This is a genomic window from Streptomyces lothianensis (assembly GCF_047779955.1).
Lineage (GTDB): Bacteria > Actinomycetota > Actinomycetes > Streptomycetales > Streptomycetaceae > Streptomyces.
The window spans coordinates 17,653-38,486 of record NZ_JBLMKT010000023.1; the positions used below are offsets into that span (position 1 = coordinate 17,653).

The 20,834-nt window shown below is 70.3% G+C and carries 22 protein-coding genes; 7 read left to right on the forward strand and 15 right to left on the reverse strand.

Annotation, left to right across the window (positions count from 1 at the left end; genetic code table 11):
* The first annotated feature begins 81 nt into the window (after positions 1–81).
* The gene (locus tag ACLF6P_RS06055; RefSeq protein ID WP_415948665.1) at positions 82–441 is read left to right on the forward strand and encodes a hypothetical protein; all 360 of its coding nucleotides are present in this window, start codon (positions 82–84) and stop codon (positions 439–441) included.
* Positions 442–466: 25 nt separating this feature from the next.
* The gene (locus ACLF6P_RS06060) at positions 467–898 is read left to right on the forward strand and encodes a hypothetical protein (protein ID WP_415948667.1); all 432 of its coding nucleotides are present in this window, start codon (positions 467–469) and stop codon (positions 896–898) included.
* A 71-nt stretch (positions 899–969) separates the two neighbouring features.
* On the opposite strand, the gene ACLF6P_RS06065 is transcribed toward ACLF6P_RS06060, so the two are convergent.
* From ACLF6P_RS06065 to ACLF6P_RS06075, 3 genes are all read right to left on the reverse strand, one after another.
* Positions 970–1,473: a GNAT family N-acetyltransferase gene (locus ACLF6P_RS06065; protein WP_415948668.1), complete on the reverse strand. Its 504-nt coding sequence runs from the start codon at positions 1,471–1,473 to the stop codon at positions 970–972.
* A gap of 109 nt (positions 1,474–1,582) precedes the next feature.
* Positions 1,583–2,092 (reverse strand): RNA polymerase sigma factor, encoded by a 510-nt coding sequence (locus ACLF6P_RS06070; RefSeq protein WP_415948669.1) that lies wholly within the window; start codon positions 2,090–2,092, stop codon positions 1,583–1,585.
* 179 nt (positions 2,093–2,271) lie between these two features.
* Positions 2,272–3,453, reverse strand: a complete 1,182-nt coding sequence (locus ACLF6P_RS06075) for a glycerophosphodiester phosphodiesterase (RefSeq protein ID WP_415948670.1) — start codon at positions 3,451–3,453, stop codon at positions 2,272–2,274.
* Between the two features lie 324 nt (positions 3,454–3,777).
* Between ACLF6P_RS06075 and ACLF6P_RS06080 the strand changes: the two genes are divergently transcribed.
* On the forward strand, positions 3,778–4,449 hold the full coding sequence (locus tag ACLF6P_RS06080; protein ID WP_415948672.1) for a lysophospholipid acyltransferase family protein: 672 nt from the start codon (positions 3,778–3,780) through the stop codon (positions 4,447–4,449).
* A gap of 106 nt (positions 4,450–4,555) precedes the next feature.
* On the opposite strand, the gene ACLF6P_RS06085 is transcribed toward ACLF6P_RS06080, so the two are convergent.
* From ACLF6P_RS06085 to argC, 8 genes are all read right to left on the reverse strand, one after another.
* Positions 4,556–6,106: an MFS transporter gene (locus ACLF6P_RS06085; protein ID WP_415948673.1), complete on the reverse strand. Its 1,551-nt coding sequence runs from the start codon at positions 6,104–6,106 to the stop codon at positions 4,556–4,558.
* A 2-nt stretch (positions 6,107–6,108) separates the two neighbouring features.
* Positions 6,109–6,654, reverse strand: a complete 546-nt coding sequence (locus ACLF6P_RS06090; RefSeq protein WP_415948674.1) for a TetR/AcrR family transcriptional regulator — start codon at positions 6,652–6,654, stop codon at positions 6,109–6,111.
* Positions 6,655–6,769: 115 nt separating this feature from the next.
* Positions 6,770–8,203 (reverse strand): argininosuccinate lyase, encoded by a 1,434-nt coding sequence (gene argH, locus ACLF6P_RS06095; protein WP_415948675.1) that lies wholly within the window; start codon positions 8,201–8,203, stop codon positions 6,770–6,772.
* A gap of 191 nt (positions 8,204–8,394) precedes the next feature.
* Positions 8,395–8,928 (reverse strand): arginine repressor, encoded by a 534-nt coding sequence (locus ACLF6P_RS06100; protein ID WP_415948676.1) that lies wholly within the window; start codon positions 8,926–8,928, stop codon positions 8,395–8,397.
* Between the two features lie 21 nt (positions 8,929–8,949).
* Complete coding sequence (locus tag ACLF6P_RS06105) at positions 8,950–10,149, reverse strand: acetylornithine transaminase (RefSeq protein WP_415948678.1); 1,200 nt, start codon at positions 10,147–10,149, stop codon at positions 8,950–8,952.
* Positions 10,146–11,069, reverse strand: coding sequence for an acetylglutamate kinase (gene argB, locus ACLF6P_RS06110; protein WP_415948680.1), 924 nt, complete (start codon positions 11,067–11,069; stop codon positions 10,146–10,148). The genes ACLF6P_RS06105 and argB overlap by 4 nt, the downstream gene beginning before the upstream one ends.
* Positions 11,066–12,217 (reverse strand): bifunctional glutamate N-acetyltransferase/amino-acid acetyltransferase ArgJ, encoded by a 1,152-nt coding sequence (gene argJ / locus ACLF6P_RS06115; protein ID WP_415948681.1) that lies wholly within the window; start codon positions 12,215–12,217, stop codon positions 11,066–11,068. The genes argB and argJ overlap by 4 nt, the downstream gene beginning before the upstream one ends.
* Positions 12,214–13,242: an N-acetyl-gamma-glutamyl-phosphate reductase gene (gene argC, locus ACLF6P_RS06120; protein ID WP_415948683.1), complete on the reverse strand. Its 1,029-nt coding sequence runs from the start codon at positions 13,240–13,242 to the stop codon at positions 12,214–12,216. Before argC ends, argJ begins: the two co-directional genes overlap by 4 nt.
* 275 nt (positions 13,243–13,517) lie before the next feature.
* Between argC and ACLF6P_RS06125 the strand changes: the two genes are divergently transcribed.
* Complete coding sequence (locus tag ACLF6P_RS06125) at positions 13,518–14,093, forward strand: hypothetical protein (protein ID WP_415948685.1); 576 nt, start codon at positions 13,518–13,520, stop codon at positions 14,091–14,093.
* A 191-nt stretch (positions 14,094–14,284) separates the two neighbouring features.
* Positions 14,285–14,989, forward strand: coding sequence for a DUF6215 domain-containing protein (locus ACLF6P_RS06130; protein WP_415948686.1), 705 nt, complete (start codon positions 14,285–14,287; stop codon positions 14,987–14,989).
* Between the two features lie 206 nt (positions 14,990–15,195).
* Here ACLF6P_RS06130 and ACLF6P_RS06135 read toward each other — a convergent pair whose 3' ends face one another.
* Positions 15,196–15,597: a DUF5997 family protein gene (locus tag ACLF6P_RS06135; RefSeq protein ID WP_415948687.1), complete on the reverse strand. Its 402-nt coding sequence runs from the start codon at positions 15,595–15,597 to the stop codon at positions 15,196–15,198.
* Between the two features lie 115 nt (positions 15,598–15,712).
* Here ACLF6P_RS06135 and ACLF6P_RS06140 point away from each other — a divergent pair, with 115 nt between their 5' ends.
* Positions 15,713–16,543, forward strand: coding sequence for a LysR family substrate-binding domain-containing protein (locus tag ACLF6P_RS06140; protein WP_415948922.1), 831 nt, complete (start codon positions 15,713–15,715; stop codon positions 16,541–16,543).
* Positions 16,544–16,546: 3 nt separating this feature from the next.
* Positions 16,547–17,053, forward strand: coding sequence for a hypothetical protein (locus ACLF6P_RS06145; RefSeq protein ID WP_415948689.1), 507 nt, complete (start codon positions 16,547–16,549; stop codon positions 17,051–17,053).
* A gap of 198 nt (positions 17,054–17,251) precedes the next feature.
* Here ACLF6P_RS06145 and ACLF6P_RS06150 read toward each other — a convergent pair whose 3' ends face one another.
* From ACLF6P_RS06150 to ACLF6P_RS06160, 3 genes are all read right to left on the reverse strand, one after another.
* Positions 17,252–19,471 (reverse strand): NADP-dependent isocitrate dehydrogenase, encoded by a 2,220-nt coding sequence (locus tag ACLF6P_RS06150; RefSeq protein WP_415948691.1) that lies wholly within the window; start codon positions 19,469–19,471, stop codon positions 17,252–17,254.
* 216 nt (positions 19,472–19,687) lie between these two features.
* Entirely contained in the window at positions 19,688–20,266 is a 579-nt protein-coding gene (locus ACLF6P_RS06155) for a histidine phosphatase family protein (protein ID WP_415948692.1), read from the reverse strand.
* Positions 20,267–20,324: 58 nt separating this feature from the next.
* The gene (locus ACLF6P_RS06160; protein WP_415948694.1) at positions 20,325–20,741 is read right to left on the reverse strand and encodes a GNAT family N-acetyltransferase; all 417 of its coding nucleotides are present in this window, start codon (positions 20,739–20,741) and stop codon (positions 20,325–20,327) included.
* Between the last annotated feature and the right edge of the window lie 93 nt (positions 20,742–20,834).

Sequence of the window (20,834 nt, forward strand, 5' to 3'; positions counted from 1 at the left end):
CCGACCCGGGATCCGCCGCCGCGCGGGGCAGGGGCCCGGCCCGGCGGCCGGGTACTTTTCGCCCCGTAATAGGCTCCCAGCATGCTCGACGCCCTGACGATCGCGACCGGCGCGGCCGCGCTCGCCCTCGCCGCCTGGTGCGGCCATGCCGCCTTCCGTGACCAGCCCACCAAAGACTGGCACTTCATCGGCATGGCCATCGTCACCCTGCTCACGCTCGTCCAACTGATCGTGGGCATCGTGCAGTTGGCGCGCGGCGAGGACCCGGCGCAGGGCACCACGCTGTTCGTCGCGTATCTGATCGGTTCGGCCTGCGCGATCCCGGCGGCGGCGTTCATGTCGCTGGCCGAGCGGAGCCGCTGGGGCTCGGCCACGGTGGCCGCGGCCGCCGTGGTGCTCACCGTGCTCGAGGTGCGGCTCTACGACATCTGGAGTGGCTGAGATGACGGCATCCGGGGAGGCGGATATGACGGATCGCACACCGGGCACCGGGCCGCGGCGCACCCGGCTGATCGGCGGGCCCGGGATGCTCCTGGTCTGGCTGTACGGCGTGATGGTGGTCGGCGCGGTCTCGCGGTCGGCGTACCAGATCTCCACCGAGTTCGACCGCGCCCCGCTCGCCTATTCGCTCTCGGCGCTCGCCGCGCTCGTGTACGCCTTCATCACGTACACCCTGGTCCGCGGCGGAGAGACGGCCCGCAAGGCGGCGCTTGCCTGCTGCGCCGCCGAACTGGTGGGCGTGGCCGTGGTGGGGACCTGGACACTGGTGGATCCCTCGGCGTTCCCCGATGCCACGGTGTGGTCGGACTTCGGGATGGGCTATCTGTTCATCCCGGTGCTGCTGCCGCTCACCGCGATCATGTGGCTGCGCCGTTCCCGTACGGCCGCATCCGACTGACCCGGAGGGCCGCATCCGCGCGATCCGTCCGGCCGCGTCCGCGCGATCCGTCCGGCCGGTCCGGCAGATGCTCAGGCGCTCGCCGCATACGCCGTCGGTGCCGCCTCCTTGGCGAGGGTCACCAGGGTCAGCTTCTCGCTGACCGTCTCCGTCGACACGGCTGCGTACCCGTGCTTGCGGTAGAGCATCAGGTTGTTCTCCGAGCGGTGGCCCGTGAACAGCTGGAAGCGCTTGACCCCGCCGGCCGCGCCGAGGCGCTCCTCGACGGCGACGAGCAGGCGGCCGCCGAGCCCGTGGCGCTGCATCCGCGGGTGCACGATCAGCTTGTTGATGCGTGCCGTGCCGTCGCCGTCCACGGTGCCGCGCACCGAGGCGACCACCTCGGCGCCGAGCCGGGCCACCAGGACCGTCGCCTCGGTGACTTCCGCCCTGATCGAGTCGAGCGACTGGGTGAGCGGTTCGATCGAGTAGTCCCCGTAGAGCTCCGCCTCGCTCTGATAGCAGAGGTACTGCAGTTTGAGGATCTGCTCGGCGTCCTGCTCGGTCGCCGCAGAGATGGTCACGCTCATGCCCATGTGTGCACGCCTCCCGCTCACCTGTCCGCCGGTTGCCAGGTCCGGTCTTCAAACTTGCGTCGTCGGCCGAAGGGCGGCCGCGCGGCAGGCGGAAGTTTGAGGACAGGGCCTAGCGCACCTTTCCCCTGCGGTGGGGTGCCGCAACCTCCGCTGCGAGGATTCTGCGCAGACATGCCAGGCAACGGGAACGTTGTGGCCCCAGACTTCCCTGTGAGATACCCAACGCCCCTGCGATCTCACGGTAGGTGAGGTCCTCACGGGCCAGCATGGCCCCGAGCACCCGGGGGCAGGGTCCGGGCAGCCGGCTGACGGCCGCCCGGACCCTGCGGCCGTGTTCGGCGCGCAGCACGATCCGTTCGGGACAGGCTTCGGCGGCGGCCGCGGGTTCTGCCTCGTACCCGCCTTCGCGGCGCGCCCTGCGGCGCAGCCTGCGGGCCTCGCCGCGGACGGCGGCGCGCAGCCAGGCGGCGGGGGCGGGCGGCGGTCCGTGCTCGTGGACGACTTCGAGCAGCCGCAGCCAGACGGCCTGTTCGAGGTCCGAGGGCTCGGTGCCGGACGGGGCCTCCGCTGCGGCTTCGGCACTCAGGAGCGGCCCCAGAGAATGTACGAGATCGTTCATATGCCGCAGGACCGTGCCGCCCCGGCGGAAGGTTGCCGGGACGGCACGGGATCACCCGCAAGAGGCGCTCCTGGCCCGACGGTTGACGGTCGGGCCCGGCTGCCGGACCGAGGAGGACGATCGGTCCCTGCCGCCGGAGCCAGAAAGCGGTCGGTCCCGACAGGAGACCGAGGGGACGGTCAGCTTTGACGGAAGTCGGCGGCCGCGAGCAGCCCTGTGTCCGGGTTGTCAGTGAAGATCCCGTCGATGCCGGTCTTGAACCAGAGCCGGTAGGCGCCGAAGACGTCCCCGTAGTCGTTGGCCTCGGAGCCGCGACGGAAGTCGGCGGGCAGGAACGTGTTCTCGTTGCGCATCGTATACGGGTGCAGGATCAGCTCCTGGGCGTGCGCATCGCGCACCAGCGTGGTCTCCTCGGTCAGCCGGCCCTCCGCGTCGCGCGGAACGATCAGGTCGAGGGTCGGGCCGATGCCCTGCGCGTACGAGGCGATCCAGCGCAGCCCTTCGGGCGTGACGAGATCCGCGACCGTGCGCGGGTCACCGGCCACCTCGAAGTCCCACGGGCGCGAGTCGGCCGTCCAGAGCAGCACCACGAGCGGGGCGTCCACCAGCTTGCTCAGGCGCTCGATGCTGCTCGGCTCGAAGGACTGCAGGAAGTTCGGCGAGTGCCGCTTGTGCCGGCCGTACGTGCGGAGCAGCTTCGCCAGCCGCTCCTCCAGGCCGAGACCGATGCCGCGGAAGTACGTGGGGTGCTTGGTCTCGATGTGCAGCCAAACCTCGTGGCCCCGGCCCCGGCCCTCGCGCTCGGCCCACTGGAGCACCTCCTCCAGGGTGGGGATCTCCCAGCGGCCGTCGTAGAGGGTGTTCTCCTGGCGGTTGCCGGGCAGGCGCTCCTCGGCGCGCAGCGTCTTCAGCTCGGCGAGCGTGAAGTCCTCGGTGAACCAGCCGGTGTGCGAGGACCCGTCGATGCTCTTCGTCGTCCTGCGGTCGGCGAACTCGGGGTGGTCGGCGACATCCGTCGTACCCGTGATGTCGTTCTCGTGCCGGCAGACGAGGTGGCCGTCCTTGGTCGGCACCACGTCCTGCTCGATGACATGAGCGCCCATGTCGAGCGCGAGCTGGTAGGCGCCGAGGGTGTGCTCGGGCCGGTAGCCGCATGCGCCGCGGTGCGCGATCACGGTCGGCACGGGAAGCGCCCGGTAGCCGCGGCCGTTGCCCCGGCCGCGCCCGTGGCGCCCGGCGGCCGCGGCCGCGGGTGCGGCGCCCAGTGCCGCACCGCCCGCGCCGAGCATCGCGGTGGCGAGCACCGCGCGCCGGCCCGGTCCTGAGCTGCGCTGCTGACCGTTCGCCCTGCCCTGCGTCATAGGGGTCCTTCCGTCGTCGCACAGGACCGTACGCGCCGGATCGGTCGGCTGTACGTGCCCGGTGAGGAGTGGTAACCGTCTGGATGTGATGTCCCGCACCTGTCAACGCGAGTGATCGATGCTAGGGGGAGGGATGTGACCGAGGGGAGCCCCTGAAGCCAACGGACCACGAACTCAGCGCAAAGCCGTGTCAACACTCCGTATCCACGTGATGAACCCGACGTGCACCGACGGCGGATCCGCGAGTATCGTCCTCACCTGCACGGACAACCCGCACGACACCCACTCGGACCAACCCGCCAGCCTTTGACACCGGAGGACTCGTTGTCCCGCTTCACCCTCATCAAGGCAGTACTCGGCCCGGTCCTGCGCCTGATGTTCCGCCCACGGGTGGAGGGTGCGGAGAACATCCCGGGCGAGGGGCCCGTGATCCTCGCGGGCAACCACCTCACGTTCATCGACTCGATGATCATGCCGCTCTGTCTCAAGCGGCAGTGCTTCTTCATCGGCAAGGACGAGTACGTGACCGGCAAGGGCCTCAAGGGCCGGGCGATGGCCTGGTTCTTCACCGGCACCGGCATGATCCCCGTCGACCGCGACGGCGGCCGCGGCGGTGTGGCCGCGCTGATGACCGGCCGTCGGATCCTCGAGGAGGGCAAGATCTTCTCGATCTACCCGGAGGGCACCCGCTCCCCCGACGGCCGTCTGTACCGGGGCCGCACGGGCATCGCGCGCCTGACGCTGATGACCGGCGCGCCCGTGGTGCCGTTCGCGATCATCGGCACCGACAAGATCCAGCCCGGGGGCTCGGGTGTGCCGCGGCCGGGCAAGGTGACGGTGCGCTTCGGTGAGCCGATGGAGTTCTCGCGCTACGAGGGCATGGACCGCGACCGCTATGTGCTGCGGGCCGTGACGGACTCGGTGATGTCCGAGGTGCTCGCGCTGTCCGGGCAGGAGTACGTGGACATGTATGCGACGAAGGCGAAGGCCGCCTGAGCCATCGGCTCGTTCGGGCCTTTCGGCTGGTTCGATCTTTCGGGACCTGGACGTTCGGGGGCGCGCTGCCGTGTGGCAGCGCGCCCCCGGTCCGTTGCGGCGCCCGTCAATGCTCCACGTCGTCCGCCAGCTCCTGCCCGCGCAGCAGGAACCAGGCGGCGACGGCCGCGGCGAGCAGCACCGCGGAGCCGACGCCCGAAGCCATCCGCAGTCCGTCCACGAAGGCGTCCTGTGCGGTGGCCAGCAGCGCCGTGCCCTGTTCGGCGGGCAGTGCGACCGCCGCCTCCCAGGCGCCGCCCAGCGATTCACGGGCGGCGTCGCCCACCTCGGCCGGTACCCCGGCCGGGGCAGGGAAGCCGCGGTAGATGCCGGTGACGATCGAGCCGAGGAGGGCGATTCCGAGCGCGGCGCCGAGTTCGTAGGCCGTCTCCGAGACCGCGGAGGCGGCACCGGCCTGCTCCTTGGGCACGCTGGAGAGGATCACGTCCGCCGTGACGGTGAAGGCGAAACCGGCGCCGACGCCGACGACGAGGAGCACCCCGCCGAGCAGCGGATAGCCCGTCGTACGGTCGAGCAGCGCCAGGAAGCCGAGCGCACCGCCGACGGCCGCGAGCCCGCCGGCGACCACGGCGCGCACCGTGAACCGGCGTGCGACCCGCCCGGCGATCAGACCGGCCGTCACCGCGCCCAGTGCGGCGGGCAGTTCGGCGAGCCCGGCCTCCAGCGGCCCGCGCCCCTGGACCAGTTGCAGGAACTGGGAGAGGAAGAAGACGAGCCCGGAGAGTCCGAGGATGGTCAGCAGATCGGCCAGTACGGCGCCGGAGAAGCCGCGGTGGCGGAACAGATCCACGTCGAGCAGCGGCGCAGCCAGGCCGCGCTGCCTGCGCACGAACCCGATCAGCGCGGCCGCACCGAGTACGGCGGCGGCGAGGACGGTGAGATCGAACCCGTGGGCTGCCGCCTCCTTGATCGCGTAGACGACGGCGACCATGCCCACGAGGGACAGTGCGACGCTGGGCAGGTCCCACGGTCCTGGCGCCGGGTTCTTCGACTCGGGCAGCAGCTTGATGCCGACGAGCACCAGGACGGCCATCACCGGCAGGTTGATCAAAAAGACCGAGCCCCACCAGAAGTGTTCGAGCAGGAAGCCGCCGACGACCGGGCCGACCGCCGTGCCCGCCGAGGCCATCGCGCCCCAGATGCCGATGGCCAGGGAGCGCTCGCGCGGGTCGTGGAAGATGTTGCGGATCAGCGCGAGGGTCGAGGGCATCAGGGTGGCGCCGGCGACACCGAGCAGGGCGCGGGCCAGGATCATCAGCTCGGGGCTGGTGGCGTACGCGTTGAGCACGGACACCGCGCCGAAGGCGACGGAGCCGACGAGCAGCAGCTTCTTGCGGCCGATCCGGTCGCCGAGGCTGCCCATGGAGACCAGCAGACCGGCGATCACGAACGAGTAGACGTCACCGATCCACAGCAGCTGGGTGCCGCTGGGGCGCAGATCCTCGCTGATGTACGGGGTGGCGATGCCGAGCACCGTGGCATCGATGCCGACAAGCAGCACGGCCAGGGCCAGGACGGCCATCGCCAGCCAGCGGCCGGGCTGAGGAACCGGGGCGGCCGCCTTCCCGGCCGAGGTCTCGGGGTGGATGGTGGTCATGGCTATGCACTCCGTCGTACGCCGCCGAGCAACAGCTCGGCGATCATGAACTGGAAATCCTTGGCGGCGACCCGGCCGTCCTGCACGGCCCAGGCGCCGGAGCCGAAGAGGCCATACAGGGCCTCGGTCAGCCAGGGGGCGGACAGGTCGATCCGGAACTCGCCGGCCTCCTGGCCGCGGCGGAACAGGGCCTCGATGCGGGCGTCGAGGCGGCGCCAGCCCTCGTTCATCCCGCCGGACTCGAAGAGCTGGTTCTCGGTGACGAGGAAGGCGAGGAAGCCGGCGACCGGTTCGACCTCGGCGATGAGGCGGCGTACGGCGCCGGTGGCTTCGCCCTCGTCGAGCCGGGCCGCGTCGAGGGCGGCCTCGAGCTGGCCGAGGCACAGCTCCTCCAGGGCCCTGACCAGCGCGTCCCGGCCCGCGAACTGGCGGTGCAGGGTGGCGCGGCTGATGCCTGCCGCCTTGGCCACCTCGTCGGTGGTGGCGGTGGGCTTGCGGGTCAGGAGCGCGGCGGCGCTTCGGAGGATGTGCTCACGGTCGACTGCCATGAGACGACTGTACCCCAAGTGAGACATCGATGTCTCATTCAGGACGCTCCCGTCTCCTCGAACGCCGTAGGGGCCCGGTCACCGCGATGGCGACCGGGCCCCTACGGCGCAAGGCCTATTTCTTCGCGTCAGCCCAGGCGCGCTGGACCGCCAGGTCCTGCTTGACCTCGGACAGCTGGACCGCAACCGCCGACGGCGCCGTGCCTCCGCGCCCACCGCGGGAGGCAAGCGCGCCGGGCACGGTGAGGACCGTTCGGACCTCGGGCGTCAGATGAGCCGAGATCTTGGCGAACTGCTCGTCCGTGAGCTCGTCCAGCTCCTTGCCCTCGGACTCCGCGAGCTTGACGCACTCCCCCGCCACCTCATGCGCCACCCGGAACGGCACCCCCTGCTTGACCAGCCACTCGGCCACATCCGTGGCGAGCGAGAACCCGGCCGGAGCCAGCTCCTCCATCCGCTCCCGGTGGACGGTGAGCGTCGCCATCATGCCCGTGAAGGCCGGCAGCAGGATCTCCAGCTGGTCGCAGGAGTCGAAGACCGGCTCCTTGTCCTCCTGCAGATCACGGTTGTACGCGAGCGGCAGCGCCTTGAGCGTGGCAAGCAGCCCGGTCAGATTGCCGATGAGCCGCCCGGATTTGCCGCGCGCGAGCTCCGCGATGTCCGGGTTCTTCTTCTGCGGCATGATCGAGGAGCCGGTGGAGAACGCGTCGTGCAGGGTCACGAAGGAGAACTCCTTCGTGTTCCAGATGATGACCTCCTCGGCGATCCGGGAGAGGTTCACCCCGATCATCGCGGTGATGAAGGCGAACTCCGCGACGAAGTCGCGCGAGGCCGTACCGTCGATGGAGTTGCCCGCGCTGCCGTGCTCGAAGCCCAGGTCCCGCGCGACGGCCTCCGGGTCGAGCCCGAGCGAGGACCCGGCGAGCGCGCCGGAGCCGTAGGGCGAGACCGCCGTCCGCTCGTCCCACTGCCGCAGCCGTTCGGCATCCCGGGACAGGGACTGCACATGCGCCAGCACGTGGTGGGCGAAGAGCACCGGCTGGGCGTGCTGGAGGTGGGTCCGGCCGGGCATGGCGACGTCCGGGTGCGCCTCGGCGAGGCCTACCAGGGCCGCCTGGAGCTCGGCGAGCAGGGAGCCGATGATGCGGGCGTGGTCGCGCAGGTACATCCGGAAGAGCGTGGCCACCTGGTCGTTACGGGAGCGACCGGCCCGCAGCTTGCCGCCGAGCTCCGCACCGAGGCGCTCAAGGAGGCCGCGCTCCAGCGCGGTGTGACAGTCCTCGTCCGCGATCATGGCGGTGAACTCGCCGCTCGCCACGTCCTGTTCGAGCTGGTCGAGCCCGCCGATCATGCGCTCCAGCTCGTCTGCGGTGAGCAGCCCGGCCTTGTGCAGGACGCGGGCGTGGGCACGCGAACCGGCGATGTCGTACGGCGCGAGCCGCATGTCGAAGTGGACGGAGGCGGAGAGCTTCGCCAGGGCCTCGGCAGGCCCGTCGGCGAAGCGTCCACCCCAGAGCCGGACGTCACCACCGCTGTTGTTGCTGCTCACTGCGCTTGCTCCTCGGGGAGTGCATTTCTGGTATGCATGAGTATGCAGCGCCCTGCATGATTCGTCAATCGAGCCGGCCCGCACACACGCCGAAAACGGCCGGCCCGCGGAGAACCGCGGACCGGCCGTGGACAGAACAAGCAGGCTCCGTGGACAGAACAAGCGGGCCCCGCAGACGGAACAAGCAGGCGCTAGCCCCGCTGGGCCAGCTTCAGCAGGTGGTCGGCCAGTGCCTGGCCGCCCGAGGGATCACGGCTGATCAGCATCACCGTGTCATCCCCCGCGATCGTCCCGAGAATCGGATGCAGCTCGGCCTGATCGATGGCCGAGGCCAGAAACTGCGCCGCACCGGGCGGTGTGCGCAGGACGACGAGGTTGGCGGACGCCTCCGCCGAGATCAGCAGCTCCCCCGCGAGCCGCCGCATCCGCTCCTCCTTGGCGGACTCGCCAAGAGGAGCCTGCGGCGTACGGAACCCGCCCTCACTCGGCACCGCGTAGATCAGCTCACCTCCGGTGTTGCGGATCTTCACCGCCCCCAGCTCGTCGAGGTCCCGCGAGAGCGTCGCCTGCGTGACGGTCAGCCCGTCATCCGCGAGCAGCTTCGCCAGCTGGCTCTGCGAGCGCACGGGCATCCGGTTGAGGATGTCCACGATCCGCCGGTGCCGGGCGGTCCGCGTCTGCGGCACCGACGGCCCGCCCTGCTCGTTCTCCTGCGCCTGACTCATCGTCGTCGTCTCATTCCCGCGTCACTCTCCGTCGGCCCGGCCGGCCGCATGCGCCTGGTCGAGGATGCCGGGCAGTGCCTGGAGGAACGCTTCCACCTCGGCGTCGCCGATGGTGAGCGCCGGCATCAGGCGGATCACATCGGGCGCGGGCGCGTTCACCAGGATCCCGGCGTCCTGAGCCGCCTGCTGCACCTGGGGCGCGAGCGGCTCGGTGAGCACCATACCCAGCAGCAGCCCGGCGCCCCGGACGTGGCTGATCAGGGGATGTCCGGAGTTCTCCGTTCCGGCCCACAGCCTGGCACTTGCGGCCTTGACGTTGTCGAGCAGTCCTTCGGACTCGATGGTCTCGAGGACGGCGAGTCCGGCGGCGCAGGCGACGGGGTTGCCGCCGAAGGTCGTCCCGTGCTGGCCGGGCCGCAGCAGCTCGGCCGTCTCGCCGAAGGCGACGACCGCGCCGAGCGGGAGCCCGCCGCCGAGCCCCTTGGCGAGGGTGACGACATCGGGCTCGACGCCGTGGTGCGCGAGGTGCTCGAACCACTGCCCGGTCCGCCCGATCCCGGTCTGCACCTCGTCGAGCACGAGCAGCGTCCCGGTGGCCCGGGTGATCTCGCGTGCGGCTTCGAGGTAGCCGGGCGGCGGTACGACGACGCCGTTCTCGCCCTGGATCGGCTCGATGATGACGAAGGCGGTCTCGGTGGTCACGGCCGCCCGCAGCGCCTCCGCGTCCCCGTACGGGACGTGCGTGACCTCGCCGGGCAGGGGTGCGAACGGCGCCTGTTTGCCGGGCTGTCCGGTGAGCGCGAGCGCGCCCATGGTGCGCCCGTGGAAGCCGCCGTCGGTCGCGACCATGTGGCTGCGTCCGGTGAGCCGCCCGAGTTTGAAGGCCGCCTCGTTCGCCTCCGTACCGGAGTTGCAGAAGAACACCCGGCCCTCGCGGCCGAAGCGGCGGAGCAGGTGTTCGGCGAGGGCGACGGCCGGTTCGGAGATGAACAGGTTGGAGATCTGGCCGAGGGTGGCGACCTGCTCGCCGACCGCGCGGACCACCGCGGGGTGGGCGTGACCGAGCGCGTTCACCGCGATGCCGCCTACGAAGTCGAGGTACTCGGTGCCGTCGGCGTCCCAGACCTTGAGGCCCTCGCCGCGGACGAGGGTCATGCGCGGGGTGCCGTAGTTGTTCATCAGGGTGTTCTGCCACCGCTCGGCGAATGCGGCGTTGCTCATGTCGTGGCCCCCTCGGCCTCGTCGGGCACGACCATCGTGCCGATGCCTTCGTCGGTGAAGATCTCGAGCAGGATGGAGTGCTGCACACGTCCGTCGATCACACGGGCGGTGTGCACTCCGTTGCGTACGGCGTGCAGGCAGCCCTCCATCTTGGGCACCATGCCACTCGCCAGCTCGGGGAGGAGCTTTTCCAGTGCGGAGGCGCTGATTTTGCTGATGACCTCGTCGGAGTTCGGCCAGTCCTCGTAGAGGCCCTCGACGTCGGTCAGGACCATCAGGGTCTCGGCATCCAGCGCAGCAGCGAGTGCCGCAGCCGCCGTATCAGCATTGACGTTGTAGACATGCCCCTTGTCACCGTCGTCCTGGGAGCGGGCGATCGAGGAGACGACCGGGATACGGTCGTCGGCGAGCAGGGCTTCGATCGCGCCGGTGTCGATCTCGGTGATCTCGCCGACGCGCCCGATGTCGACGAGTTCGCCGTCGACCCGCGGCTGGTGCTTGGTCGCGGTCATGGTGTGCGCGTCCTCGCCGGTCAGGCCGACGGCGAGCGGCCCGTGCCGGTTGAGCAGCCCGACCAGTTCGCGCTGCACCTGTCCGGCGAGGACCATCCGTACGACGTCCATGGCGTCCTCGGTGGTGACCCTGAGGCCCGCCTTGAACTCGCTGACGATCCCGTGCCGGTCGAGGGCCTTGCTGATCTGCGGACCGCCGCCGTGCACGACGACCGGCTTGAGACCGGCGTGGTGCAGGAAGACGACGTCCTGGGCGAAGGCGGCCTTCAGTTCCTCGTCCACCATGGCGTTTCCGCCGAACTTGATGACCACCGTCTTGCCGCGGTGGCGGGTCAGCCAGGGCAGCGCCTCGATGAGGGTCTGGGCCTTGGGGAGCGCGGTGTGCTTGCGCGCGGTGGGCTGGTTCATGACGAGTATGCGCTGTTCTCGTGGACGTAGTCGGCGGTCAGGTCGTTGGTCCAGATCGTGGCGGTCTCGCCGCCGGCCGCGAGGTCGGCGACGATGTGCACCTCGCGGTAGCGCATGTCGACGTTGTCGCGGTCCTCGCCGACGCCGCCGTTCTTGCAGACCCAGACGCCGTTGATGGCGACGTTCAGCCGGTCCGGCTCGAATTCCGCCTGCGTGGTACCGATCGCGGAGAGCACCCGGCCCCAGTTGGGGTCCTCGCCGTGGACGGCGCACTTGAGGAGGTTGTTGCGGGCGATGGACCGTCCGACCTCGACGGCGTCCGCCTCGCTCGCGGCATTGACGACCTCGACCTTGATGTCCTTGCTGGCGCCCTCCGCGTCCCGGATCAGCTGCTGCCCGAGATCGTCGCAGACCTCCCGTACGGCGGCGGCGAACTCCGCGTACTCCGGGGTCACTTCGGCGGCGCCGGAGGCCATGAGGAGGACGGTGTCGTTGGTGGACATGCAGCCGTCGGAGTCCACCCGGTCGAAGGTCAGCCGGGTGGCGTCACGCAGCGCCTTGTCGAGTACGTCACTGTCGAGCGCCGCATCGGTCGTGAGGACGACGAGCATGGTGGCGAGGCCGGGCGCGAGCATGCCGGCGCCCTTCGCCATCCCGCCGACGGTCCAGCCGTCCCGGCCGGCCACGGCGGTCTTGTGCACGCTGTCCGTGGTCTTGATGGCGATGGCGGCCTTCTCGCCGCCGTGCTCGGAGAGTGCGGCGGCGGCGGTCTCCACCCCCGGCAGCAGCTTGTCCATCGGCAGGGTCACGCCGATGAGCCCGGTCGAACACACGGCGACCTCACCGGCGTTGTGCCCGAGCACCTCGGCGGTCTTCTCGGCGGTGGCGTGCGTGTCCTGGAAGCCCTTCGGCCCCGTACAGGCGTTGGCGCCACCGGAGTTGAGGACGACGGCCGAGACCTGACCGCCCTTGAGCACCTGCTCGGACCACAGGACCGGGGCGGCCTTGACGCGGTTGGAGGTGAAGACGCCGGCGGCGGCCAGGCGAGGGCCGCGGTTGACGACGAGCGCGAGGTCGGGGTTCCCGTTCTCCTTGATCCCGGCGGCAATCCCCGCGGCCTGGAATCCCTTGGCTGCCGTCACACTCACGGCGCGACTCCGATCGTGGTGAGCCCTGTGGTCTCTTCGATCCCCAGGGCGATGTTCATGGACTGAACGGCACCGCCCGCGGTGCCCTTGGTGAGGTTGTCGATCGCGCTGATGGCGACGATGCGCTGGGCGCTCTCGTCATACGCGACCTGGATCTGCACGGCGTTCGACCCGTACACGGAGGCGGTGGCGGGCCACTGCCCTTCGGGCAGCACATGCACGAACGGCTCGTCCGCGTACGCCTTCTCGTACGCCGCCCTTACGGAATCGGCCGGCACGCCCGGCTTGGCCCTGACGTTGCAGGTGGCGAGGATGCCGCGGGCCATCGGGGCGAGGGTCGGCGTGAACGAGACGCTGACGTTCTCGCCGGCGGCCGCGCTGAGGTTCTGCACCATCTCGGGCGTGTGCCGGTGCCCGCCGCCCACTCCGTACGGCGACATCGACCCCATGACCTCGGAGCCGAGCAGATGCGGCTTGAGGGCCTTGCCCGCACCCGAGGTGCCGGTCGCGGCGACGATCACGGCATCGTTCTCGGCGAGGCCGCCCGCGTACGCAGGGGCGAGGGCGAGCGAGACGGCGGTCGGATAGCAGCCGGGAACGGCGACGCGCCTGCTGCCCGCCAGCACCTCCCGCCCACCGGGCAGCTCGGGCAGCCCGTAGGGCCAGGTCCCGGCGTGCGGTGAGCCGTAGAACTTCTCCCACTCCCCCGCGTCCTTCAGCCGGAAGTCGGCGCCCATGTCGATCACGAGGGTGTCCTCGCCGAGCTGCTCGGCGACAGCGGCGGACTGTCCGTGCGGCAGCGCGAGAAAGACCACGTCATGCCCTGCGAGCACCTCGACCGTGGTCGGTTCGAGGACACGGCCGACGAGGGGCAGCAGATGAGGCTGCAGCGCGCCGAGGCGCTGGCCGGCATTGGAGTGCCCGGTCAGCGCACCGACCTCGACCCCGGGATGAGCAAGCAGCAGACGCAGCAACTCCCCGCCCGCATACCCACTCGCTCCGGCCACTGCGGCACGTACCACCATGCTTGCCTCCCTCTCGATGGCATGACTATACGTCCATCCGTAGTCTTATGCAAAGCGCTTCGGGCAACGGTCCCCGGGGCTGTGACTGAGCGCTTCAGTCGGCGAGTGAGCGTGCGAGTTGGCGACTTGAGCGGGCAGCGTCGACGGCTCGGGTGAAGGGCGGCGTAGGCGTCGAGAGGCGGCTTCATCTGCCGGTAGTAAGGGCACCTTGCTCTGCCGCATCCCATGAGTGGGCTCAGTGACGTGCTGTCGGTGGTTGCTTCTACTGTTGCCTCATGGGGAACTATTTCCAGACCGTCGTCGACCTCGACGCCACGCAGGCGGACGCCCACACCATGGCAGGCAGCGGACTCGACTGGCTGGTCAGGGAGGGGATAGTTCGGGCTGAGCTCACCGACTGTGTTCTCGGGGCGCCGTCGGGACATCCTCCCGGTCCCTCTTGGGCCAAGGCGGTCGGTCAGCAGGACTGGGAGCCCAGCGACGGACTCAGGATCGAGACCAGCCGCACCGTATTCAATTGCGGTCAGGGCGAACCCAGGTTCGCGGTGTGCCCTCATTGTGCCGGGCGGGCGGATTTCCACACCGACCGGCTGGAGGAGATCGAGGGTGCGTGGGAACCCTTCGGCGAGGCCATCAGCGACTGGAGCGACACAGGCCGCGCGGCAGTCGCCTGCCCGCGTTGTCGACGTCCTGGTGACCTGACTGCGTGGACCTGGTCGGACGACTACTTCGCCTTCGGGTATCTCGGTTTCGAGTTCTGGGACTGGCCCGACTTCAGCCCTGGGTTCCTCGAAGGTCTCTCCCGCGCGCTTGGGGGGCATCGCACGGTTCTCATAGAAGGCAAACTCTGAGGGAGCCGGACAGCAGACGCTGAGCGTCAGATGTGGCGAATGCTGCCAACTGGAGCGCTCAGTCACAGGGGCCATTTCGGCCACCGTCGGCCACCGAACGTCACCCGGCCTGCGCGGATCCCGCTTGGCTCGGTTGTCGATCACGGGCTAGTGTCCCGGCACGACTCTGGGGAGAGCGACAGGTGGGGGACATGAGCAGTGGTCACGGGGTGCGGGCGAAGGAGCCGAGTACGTGGAAGCAGGTGGTCGCGGGGCTGCTCCTGGTGCCCGGGGTCGGCTTCGCCCTGTGGGCGCAGGAGCAGACGTCCTCGCCCGTCCGGCATGAGCGGCGCCCTGCCGTCTGCTCCGATGCGGCGGACGAGCGGGAGCCGACGAAATCGGACAGGGCGAGGGTGAACGGCGACCGGCTCTGCGAGAGCCTGAACCGTCCCGATCTCGCTCGACTGCTCGGCACTCCTGACGAGATGGCCAAACATGCCTACGGCAGCGAGCACTCCATGGGACAGGGACGGGATCAGGTCGTGATTCCGACGGCGCGGGTCGAGTTCGAGACGTACACCGTGGAGCTGAGCGTGGACCACAGCGACTTCCGGGTGACCGGGGCGGCCTCGGCGCTGTACACCGACGCACGACAGCGGAAAATACTGGGCCGCCCTGCGGTCGTGCACTCGCAGCAGACGATCCGGATCGGATTCCGGCTCGACGGAGGGGACGTGCAGTCCGGCCCGGGCGTCACCGCACGCACGGTGAGCGTGGCGCGGGACGCCCGGGACAGCGGGGGCTCGTACGACGTGACCGTGTGGCGCAACGACGGCGGTCTGCCGAGCGACGAAGCCCTGTTCCGTGTCGCCGAGACGGTGCTGCCGGACGTGCCGGGCTGGAACGCCGGTCGGTGACCGTGCCCCCCCGCCCGGGCAGGGGCGCCCGGGCAGGGGCGCCGGGGCAGGTACGGGGGGTAGGTACCGGGGGGTAGGTACGGGAAGGTTAGGTACGGGGGGTAGGACGCGAGGGGGAAGGCCGGTGCTCAGGGCTCGCCGTACGGGCGGACGGAGCCTCGCGGAAGGGCTGAGCCTCGTCGAAGGTTGGCCGCTCTACCGGGGGTTCAGCGGTCCTGGGCCTCGGCGGCTGCCTTGGCGGCCTTCTTCTCCTTGAGGCGGGCGGATTCCTCGCGGACCTTGGCCTGGGTGGCGCGCTCCGTGCGCAGCCACTCCGGCATGTCCCGCTTGAGAGCATCGATCTGCTCGGTCGTGAGGGCCTCCGTGACCCCGCCGCGGGCGAGGCCCGCGATGGAGACACCGAGCCTGGCGGCGACGACGGGACGCGGGTGCGGGCCATTCCTGCGCAGGTCCGCGAGCCACTGCGGGGGCTCGGCCTGCAGGGCGTTCAGCTCGGCGCGCGAGACCACGCCCTCCTGGAACTCGGCGGGGGTGGCCGGAAGGTACACACCCAGCTTCTTGGCCGCGGTCGCGGGCTTCATGGTCTGGGTGTTCTGGTGCTGCGTCATGGGATCAAGGGTAGCGAGGGCGCAGAGTACGGCCGACCACGGGCGGACTGGCCCGGGGCGGGGAACGGACGGCGCCGGGTAGTCTTGCGGAGTGACCAGCGAGGCGAAACCCCAGGTGACAGACCCGGACCAGCCGGCGGACTTCCGCCTCGCCTATGTGCCGGGCGCGACTCCTGCCAAGTGGGTACGGATCTGGCGGGAGCGTCTGCCGTCCATCCCGCTGACCCTGGTGGCCGTGGAGCCCGGCGAGGCGGCCGGCCTTGTGGGCTCGGGTGGCGCCGACGCGGGGCTGCTGCGCATGCCGGTGGACCGGACGCGGTTCAACGCGATCCCGTTGTACACGGAGACCACGGTCGTCGTCGTACCCAAGGATCACCTGCTCACGGCCGCCGACGAGGTGACGCTCACGGACCTGGCCGACGAGATCGTGCTGCACCCGCAGGACGACACCCTCGGCTGGGAGCAGCTGCCGGGCAAACCCGCGCTGGAACGTCCGGCCACGACCGGGGACGCCATCGAGCTGGTGGCGGCGGGTATCGGCGTGCTGATCGTGCCGCAGTCGCTCGCGCGACTGCACCACCGCAAGGACCTCACGTATCGGCCGCTCGGTGATGCGCCCGAGTCACGGATGGCGCTGGTGTGGCCTGAGGGAGAGACCTCCGATCTGGTCGAGCAGTTCATCGGCATCGTCCGGGGGCGAACGGCGAACAGCTCGCGCGGGCAGTCACCGGCCGAGGTGGAGGCGGCGCGGGGGCGGACCGGGCGCGGAGCCAAGGGCAAGGGCAAGGGCAAGGGCACAGGCAACGGCACGGGCAAGCCGAACTCCGTCAAAGGTGCGGCCAAGGGCGCCTCCGCCTCGCGCCGCACCGGCTCGGGCAAGGGCGGCACACGGTCCGGCGGTTCACCGTCCGGCGCACGTCGCGGTAAGCCCCGCCGCCGGGGGTAGGCGGTGCCGGACCAGTTGATGAACCGCATCCGGCTGTCCCTGCTGATGGCCGGCGTGTCCGCGCTGGTCCTGGTCTGGGTCCTGCTGACGGGAAGCGCGATATCCCGTGCTGTGGCGTTCGGCCTCGACGGCTTGGCCCTGGCTGCGCTCGTCCGCTGCTGCCGAGCCGGCCTGCTCGCCAACCGTACAGATCTCGTCTGGTTTCTCCTGCACACGCCACGATGGCTGCGGGCAACCGCGGGCTCGCTCTGGGCGTGGGTCGTCCTTTGGGTCGTGGCCAGCGGCGGCGGCACAGGCATGCGGAGTGACGCGGAGAGCAACATCATCGATCAGGGCTACCACCGGTCGGCAGACTTCGCCGAGGTGATGCAGACCCTGATGCCCATGCTGTCCGGTGCCGGTGCGGTTCTCCTCTTTGTGTGGTCCGCCCTTCTGCTGGCCGCCGCGCATGGCGGCGAGGAGTGGCGAAAGGCTCAGCGGAGACCCCACGCCGACTCCAGCCCCTGGTGATGCCTTCAAGGCCTGCGCCCGCCGCTCGGCTCAAGCCACTCCCTTCATCGGGCCGACCGGGGTGGCCGGCCGGATGAGCGGAGCGGCAACGCGCTCTCGTCTCAAGCCGCTTCGTCTCAAGTCGCTACGGCGGGCCGAAAGCGGACCGCCCCGGCCGGAAGCGGACTCCGGCCGGGGCGGCTGTGCTGCAAGCGGGGATTAAGCCAGCGTCCCCAGCGCCTCGTTGAGCGTCGCCGAAGGACGCATCACAGCGGAGGCCTTGGCGGCATCCGGCTGGTAGTAGCCGCCGATGTCGGCCGGGCTGCCCTGCACGGCGATCAGCTCGTCGACGATCTTCTGCTCGTTCGCCGCGAGCGACTCGGCCAGCGGCGCGAAGGCCTTCGACAGCTCGGCGTCCGCGGTCTGCTTGGCCAGCTCCTGGGCCCAGTACAGCGCCAGGTAGAAGTGCGAGCCGCGGTTGTCGATGCCGCCGACACGGCGCGTCGGCGACTTGTCGGCCTCCAGGAACGTGGCCGTGGCACGGTCCAGCGTGTCCGCGAGGACCTGGGCGCGGGCGTTGCCCGTGGTCGTGGCCAGGTGCTCGAAGGAGACCGCGAGCGCGAGGAACTCACCGAGCGAGTCCCAGCGCAGGTAGTTCTCCTTGACCAGCTGCTGCACGTGCTTCGGGGCCGAGCCGCCGGCGCCCGTCTCGAAGAGTCCGCCGCCGTTCATCAGCGGGACGACGGAGAGCATCTTGGCGCTGGTGCCCAGCTCCAGGATCGGGAAGAGGTCGGTGAGGTAGTCACGGAGCACGTTGCCGGTGACCGAGATGGTGTTCTCGCCGCGGCGGATGCGCTCGAGGGAGAACGCCGTCGCCTCGACCGGCGACTTGATCTCGATCTGCAGGCCCGTGGTGTCGTGCTCGGCCAGGTACTTGGTGACCTTCTCGATCAGCACGGCGTCGTGCGCGCGGTTGGCGTCCAGCCAGAACACGGCCGGGTCGCCGGTGGCGCGGGCGCGCGTGACGGCGAGCTTGACCCAGTCCTGGATCGGCGCGTCCTTGGTCTGGCAGGCGCGGAAGATGTCGCCCTCGGCGACCTCCTGCTCCAGGACGACGTTGCCCGCGGTGTCGACGAGGCGGACGGTGCCGGCCGCGGCGATCTCGAAGGTCTTGTCGTGGGAGCCGTACTCCTCGGCCTTCTGCGCCATGAGGCCGACGTTCGGCACGGAGCCCATGGTCGACGGGTCGAAGGCACCGTTGGCGCGGCAGTCGTCGATGACGACCTGGTAGACGCCGGAGTAGCTGGAGTCCGGCAGCACCGCGAGGGTGTCGGCCTCCTGGCCGTCCGGGCCCCACATGTGGCCGGAGGTGCGGATCATGGCCGGCATCGAGGCGTCGACGATGACGTCGGAGGGCACGTGCAGGTTGGTGATGCCGTTGTCGGAGTCGACCATCGCGAGCTCGGGGCCCTCGGCGATCTCGGCATCGAAGGAGGCCTTGATCTCCGCGGCCTCGGGCAGTGCCTCGACACCCTTCAGGATGGTGCCCAGGCCGTCGTTGGGCGACAGGCCGGCAGCGGCCAGCTTCTCGCCGTACGCGGCGAAGGTCTTCGGGAAGAAGGCGCGCACCACATGGCCGAAGACGATCGGGTCGGAGACCTTCATCATCGTGGCCTTGAGGTGCACGGAGAACAGCACGCTCTCGGCCTTGGCGCGGGCGACCTGCGCGTCGAGGAAGGTGCGCAGCGCGGCGACGCGCATCACGGAGGCGTCGACGACCTCGCCGGCCAGGACCGGTACGGACTCGCGCAGCACGGTCGTGGTGCCGTCGGCGGCCACGTGCTCGATGCGCAGGGCGCCGGCCTCGGTGATGACGGTGGACTTCTCGGTGGAGGCGAAGTCGTTCTCACCCATCGTGGCCACGTTGGTCTTGGACTCGGGGGTCCAGGCGCCCATGCGGTGCGGGTGGTTCTTCGCGTAGTTCTTGACCGAGGCGGGGGCGCGGCGGTCGGAGTTGCCCTCGCGCAGGACCGGGTTGACGGCCGAGCCCTTGACCTTGTCGTAGCGGGCGCGGATCTCGCGCTCCTCGTCGGTCTTCGGGTCGTCGGGGTACGCGGGGAGCGCGTAGCCCTGGCCCTGCAGCTCGGCGATGGCGGCCTTCAGCTGCGGGATCGAGGCCGAGATGTTCGGCAGCTTGATGATGTTGGCCTCGGGCGTCTTGGCGAGTTCACCGAGCTCGGCGAGGGCGTCGGCGATGCGCTGGCCCTCCTCGAGGTACTCGGGGAACTGCGAGATGATCCGCCCGGCCAGCGAGATGTCACGGGTCTCGACGCGCACACCGGCCGTCGAGGCGTAGGCCTCGATCACCGGCAGGAGCGAATGGGTCGCCAGGGCCGGGGCCTCGTCTGTGTGCGTGTAGATGATGGTCGAGTCAGTCACCGGGTGCTCCGCTCCACGTCTGCGTGCGTCGTCTGCTTGCGTCGTCGGTCGAGATTACTCGACATCAAGATATCTCTTCCGGCCCCCTCTTCCGAAAGGTCCTCCGACGGCCTGCCTCCCGACGCTCGCGTGATCTGCCCCACGCCGTGCTTCGAAAGGAGCGGGTCAGGCCCGCGGGCGCGGGGAGGTCACAGGCTCGACGGCCCGGGAAGCCGGTCAGGCCGCCCGACCGGCCAGGCGGAGGCTCCAGCGCCCGGTCCGGCCGGTGACGGTCGCGGTGGAGAGCGGGGGCACGTCGATGCTCCAGTACGTGGCCGGCGGGGCCTTCAGTGCGTAGACCACGGCCGCGCGGACGACCCCCGGCTCGGCGACGGCGACGATGCTCGCGCCGTCGCCGACCGGCCGGGTGTCCAGCCAGTGGCCGACCCGTGAGATGAAGGCGAGCAGGGACTCGCCGCCGTGCGGCGCCGAGCGCGGATTGCCGAGCCAGGCGTCCACGGCCGCCGGTTCGCGCGCGGTCACCTCGGCCAGCGTCCGGCCGCGCCAGCGACCCATGTCGCAGTCGCTGAGCATCGGCTGGGCCATCGGGGAGAAGCCGAGCGCGTCGCCGGTCGCGCGGCTGCGCGGGGTGGGCGAGCAGTAGCGCAGCTCGGCGCTGCCGTACGGCGCGAGGGTGTGCGCGGCATGCTGCAGCTCGTACCAGCCGGCCTGGTCGAGCGGCCGGTCGTCGTCGAAACGCTCGGCGAGCAGCGAGGAGCTGCGTGCGGCGGCGATCAGCGTGAGCCGAACATGCATGCGGCGATGTTGGAACCCTTCACTGCGCAGGTCAAGAGTCCTGTCGGCGCGGACCTGACTACTGCAGACCGAGTGTCATCCACCGCTCGGGGTGTGCGAGCGGTTCGAAGCCCTGCTTCGCGTACACCCCGTGCGCGTCCTGCGTCGCGAGCATGATGCGCCGCAGTCCACAGGGTTCGAGCTCCTCGCGTACGGCGCCGACCAGGGTGCCTCCGACACCCTTGCCGCGTACGGCGCGATCCACGTACACATCGCAGAGCCAGGCGAAGGTCGCGTGATCCGTGACGACCCGGGCATACGCCACCTGCTCGCCGGAAAACGGGTCGTAGGCACCGAAGTTCAGCGATCCGGCGATGGCACCGTCCTGCTTCTCCCGGCTGCGCCCGAGTGCCCAGTAGGCATCGGTGGAGAGCCAGTGGTGGATCTTCGCGTGGTCGAGGCGGGCGGGGTCGGTGGAGATCACGTACGCGGTCATGGCGACGAGGCTCGCATCCGGGGACCGGACCTGGCCAGGGGATATGTCACAGGCCGCCCGCCTGCAGGCGGGCCGCGCATGTCCTCCCGGTGC

Bases quoted from the DNA above. Each gene is read 5' to 3' on its own strand.
- ACLF6P_RS06055 (WP_415948665.1), top strand. From the start codon at position 82: ATGCTCGACGCCCTGACGATCGCGACCGGCGCGGCCGCGCTCGCCCTC.
- ACLF6P_RS06155 (WP_415948692.1), bottom strand. From the start codon at position 20,266: ATGCATGTTCGGCTCACGCTGATCGCCGCCGCACGCAGCTCCTCGCTG.
- ACLF6P_RS06090 (WP_415948674.1), bottom strand. From the start codon at position 6,654: ATGGCAGTCGACCGTGAGCACATCCTCCGAAGCGCCGCCGCGCTCCTG.
- argC (WP_415948683.1), bottom strand. From the start codon at position 13,242: ATGGTGGTACGTGCCGCAGTGGCCGGAGCGAGTGGGTATGCGGGCGGG.
- ACLF6P_RS06085 (WP_415948673.1), bottom strand. From the start codon at position 6,106: ATGACCACCATCCACCCCGAGACCTCGGCCGGGAAGGCGGCCGCCCCG.
- ACLF6P_RS06075 (WP_415948670.1), bottom strand. From the start codon at position 3,453: ATGACGCAGGGCAGGGCGAACGGTCAGCAGCGCAGCTCAGGACCGGGC.
- ACLF6P_RS06070 (WP_415948669.1), bottom strand. From the start codon at position 2,092: ATGAACGATCTCGTACATTCTCTGGGGCCGCTCCTGAGTGCCGAAGCC.
- ACLF6P_RS06160 (WP_415948694.1), bottom strand. From the start codon at position 20,741: ATGACCGCGTACGTGATCTCCACCGACCCCGCCCGCCTCGACCACGCG.
- ACLF6P_RS06135 (WP_415948687.1), bottom strand. From the start codon at position 15,597: ATGACGCAGCACCAGAACACCCAGACCATGAAGCCCGCGACCGCGGCC.
- ACLF6P_RS06130 (WP_415948686.1), top strand. From the start codon at position 14,285: ATGAGCAGTGGTCACGGGGTGCGGGCGAAGGAGCCGAGTACGTGGAAG.
- ACLF6P_RS06065 (WP_415948668.1), bottom strand. From the start codon at position 1,473: ATGGGCATGAGCGTGACCATCTCTGCGGCGACCGAGCAGGACGCCGAG.
- ACLF6P_RS06105 (WP_415948678.1), bottom strand. From the start codon at position 10,149: ATGAGCAACGCCGCATTCGCCGAGCGGTGGCAGAACACCCTGATGAAC.
- ACLF6P_RS06060 (WP_415948667.1), top strand. From the start codon at position 467: ATGACGGATCGCACACCGGGCACCGGGCCGCGGCGCACCCGGCTGATC.
- ACLF6P_RS06100 (WP_415948676.1), bottom strand. From the start codon at position 8,928: ATGAGTCAGGCGCAGGAGAACGAGCAGGGCGGGCCGTCGGTGCCGCAG.
- argB (WP_415948680.1), bottom strand. From the start codon at position 11,069: ATGAACCAGCCCACCGCGCGCAAGCACACCGCGCTCCCCAAGGCCCAG.
- ACLF6P_RS06125 (WP_415948685.1), top strand. From the start codon at position 13,518: ATGGGGAACTATTTCCAGACCGTCGTCGACCTCGACGCCACGCAGGCG.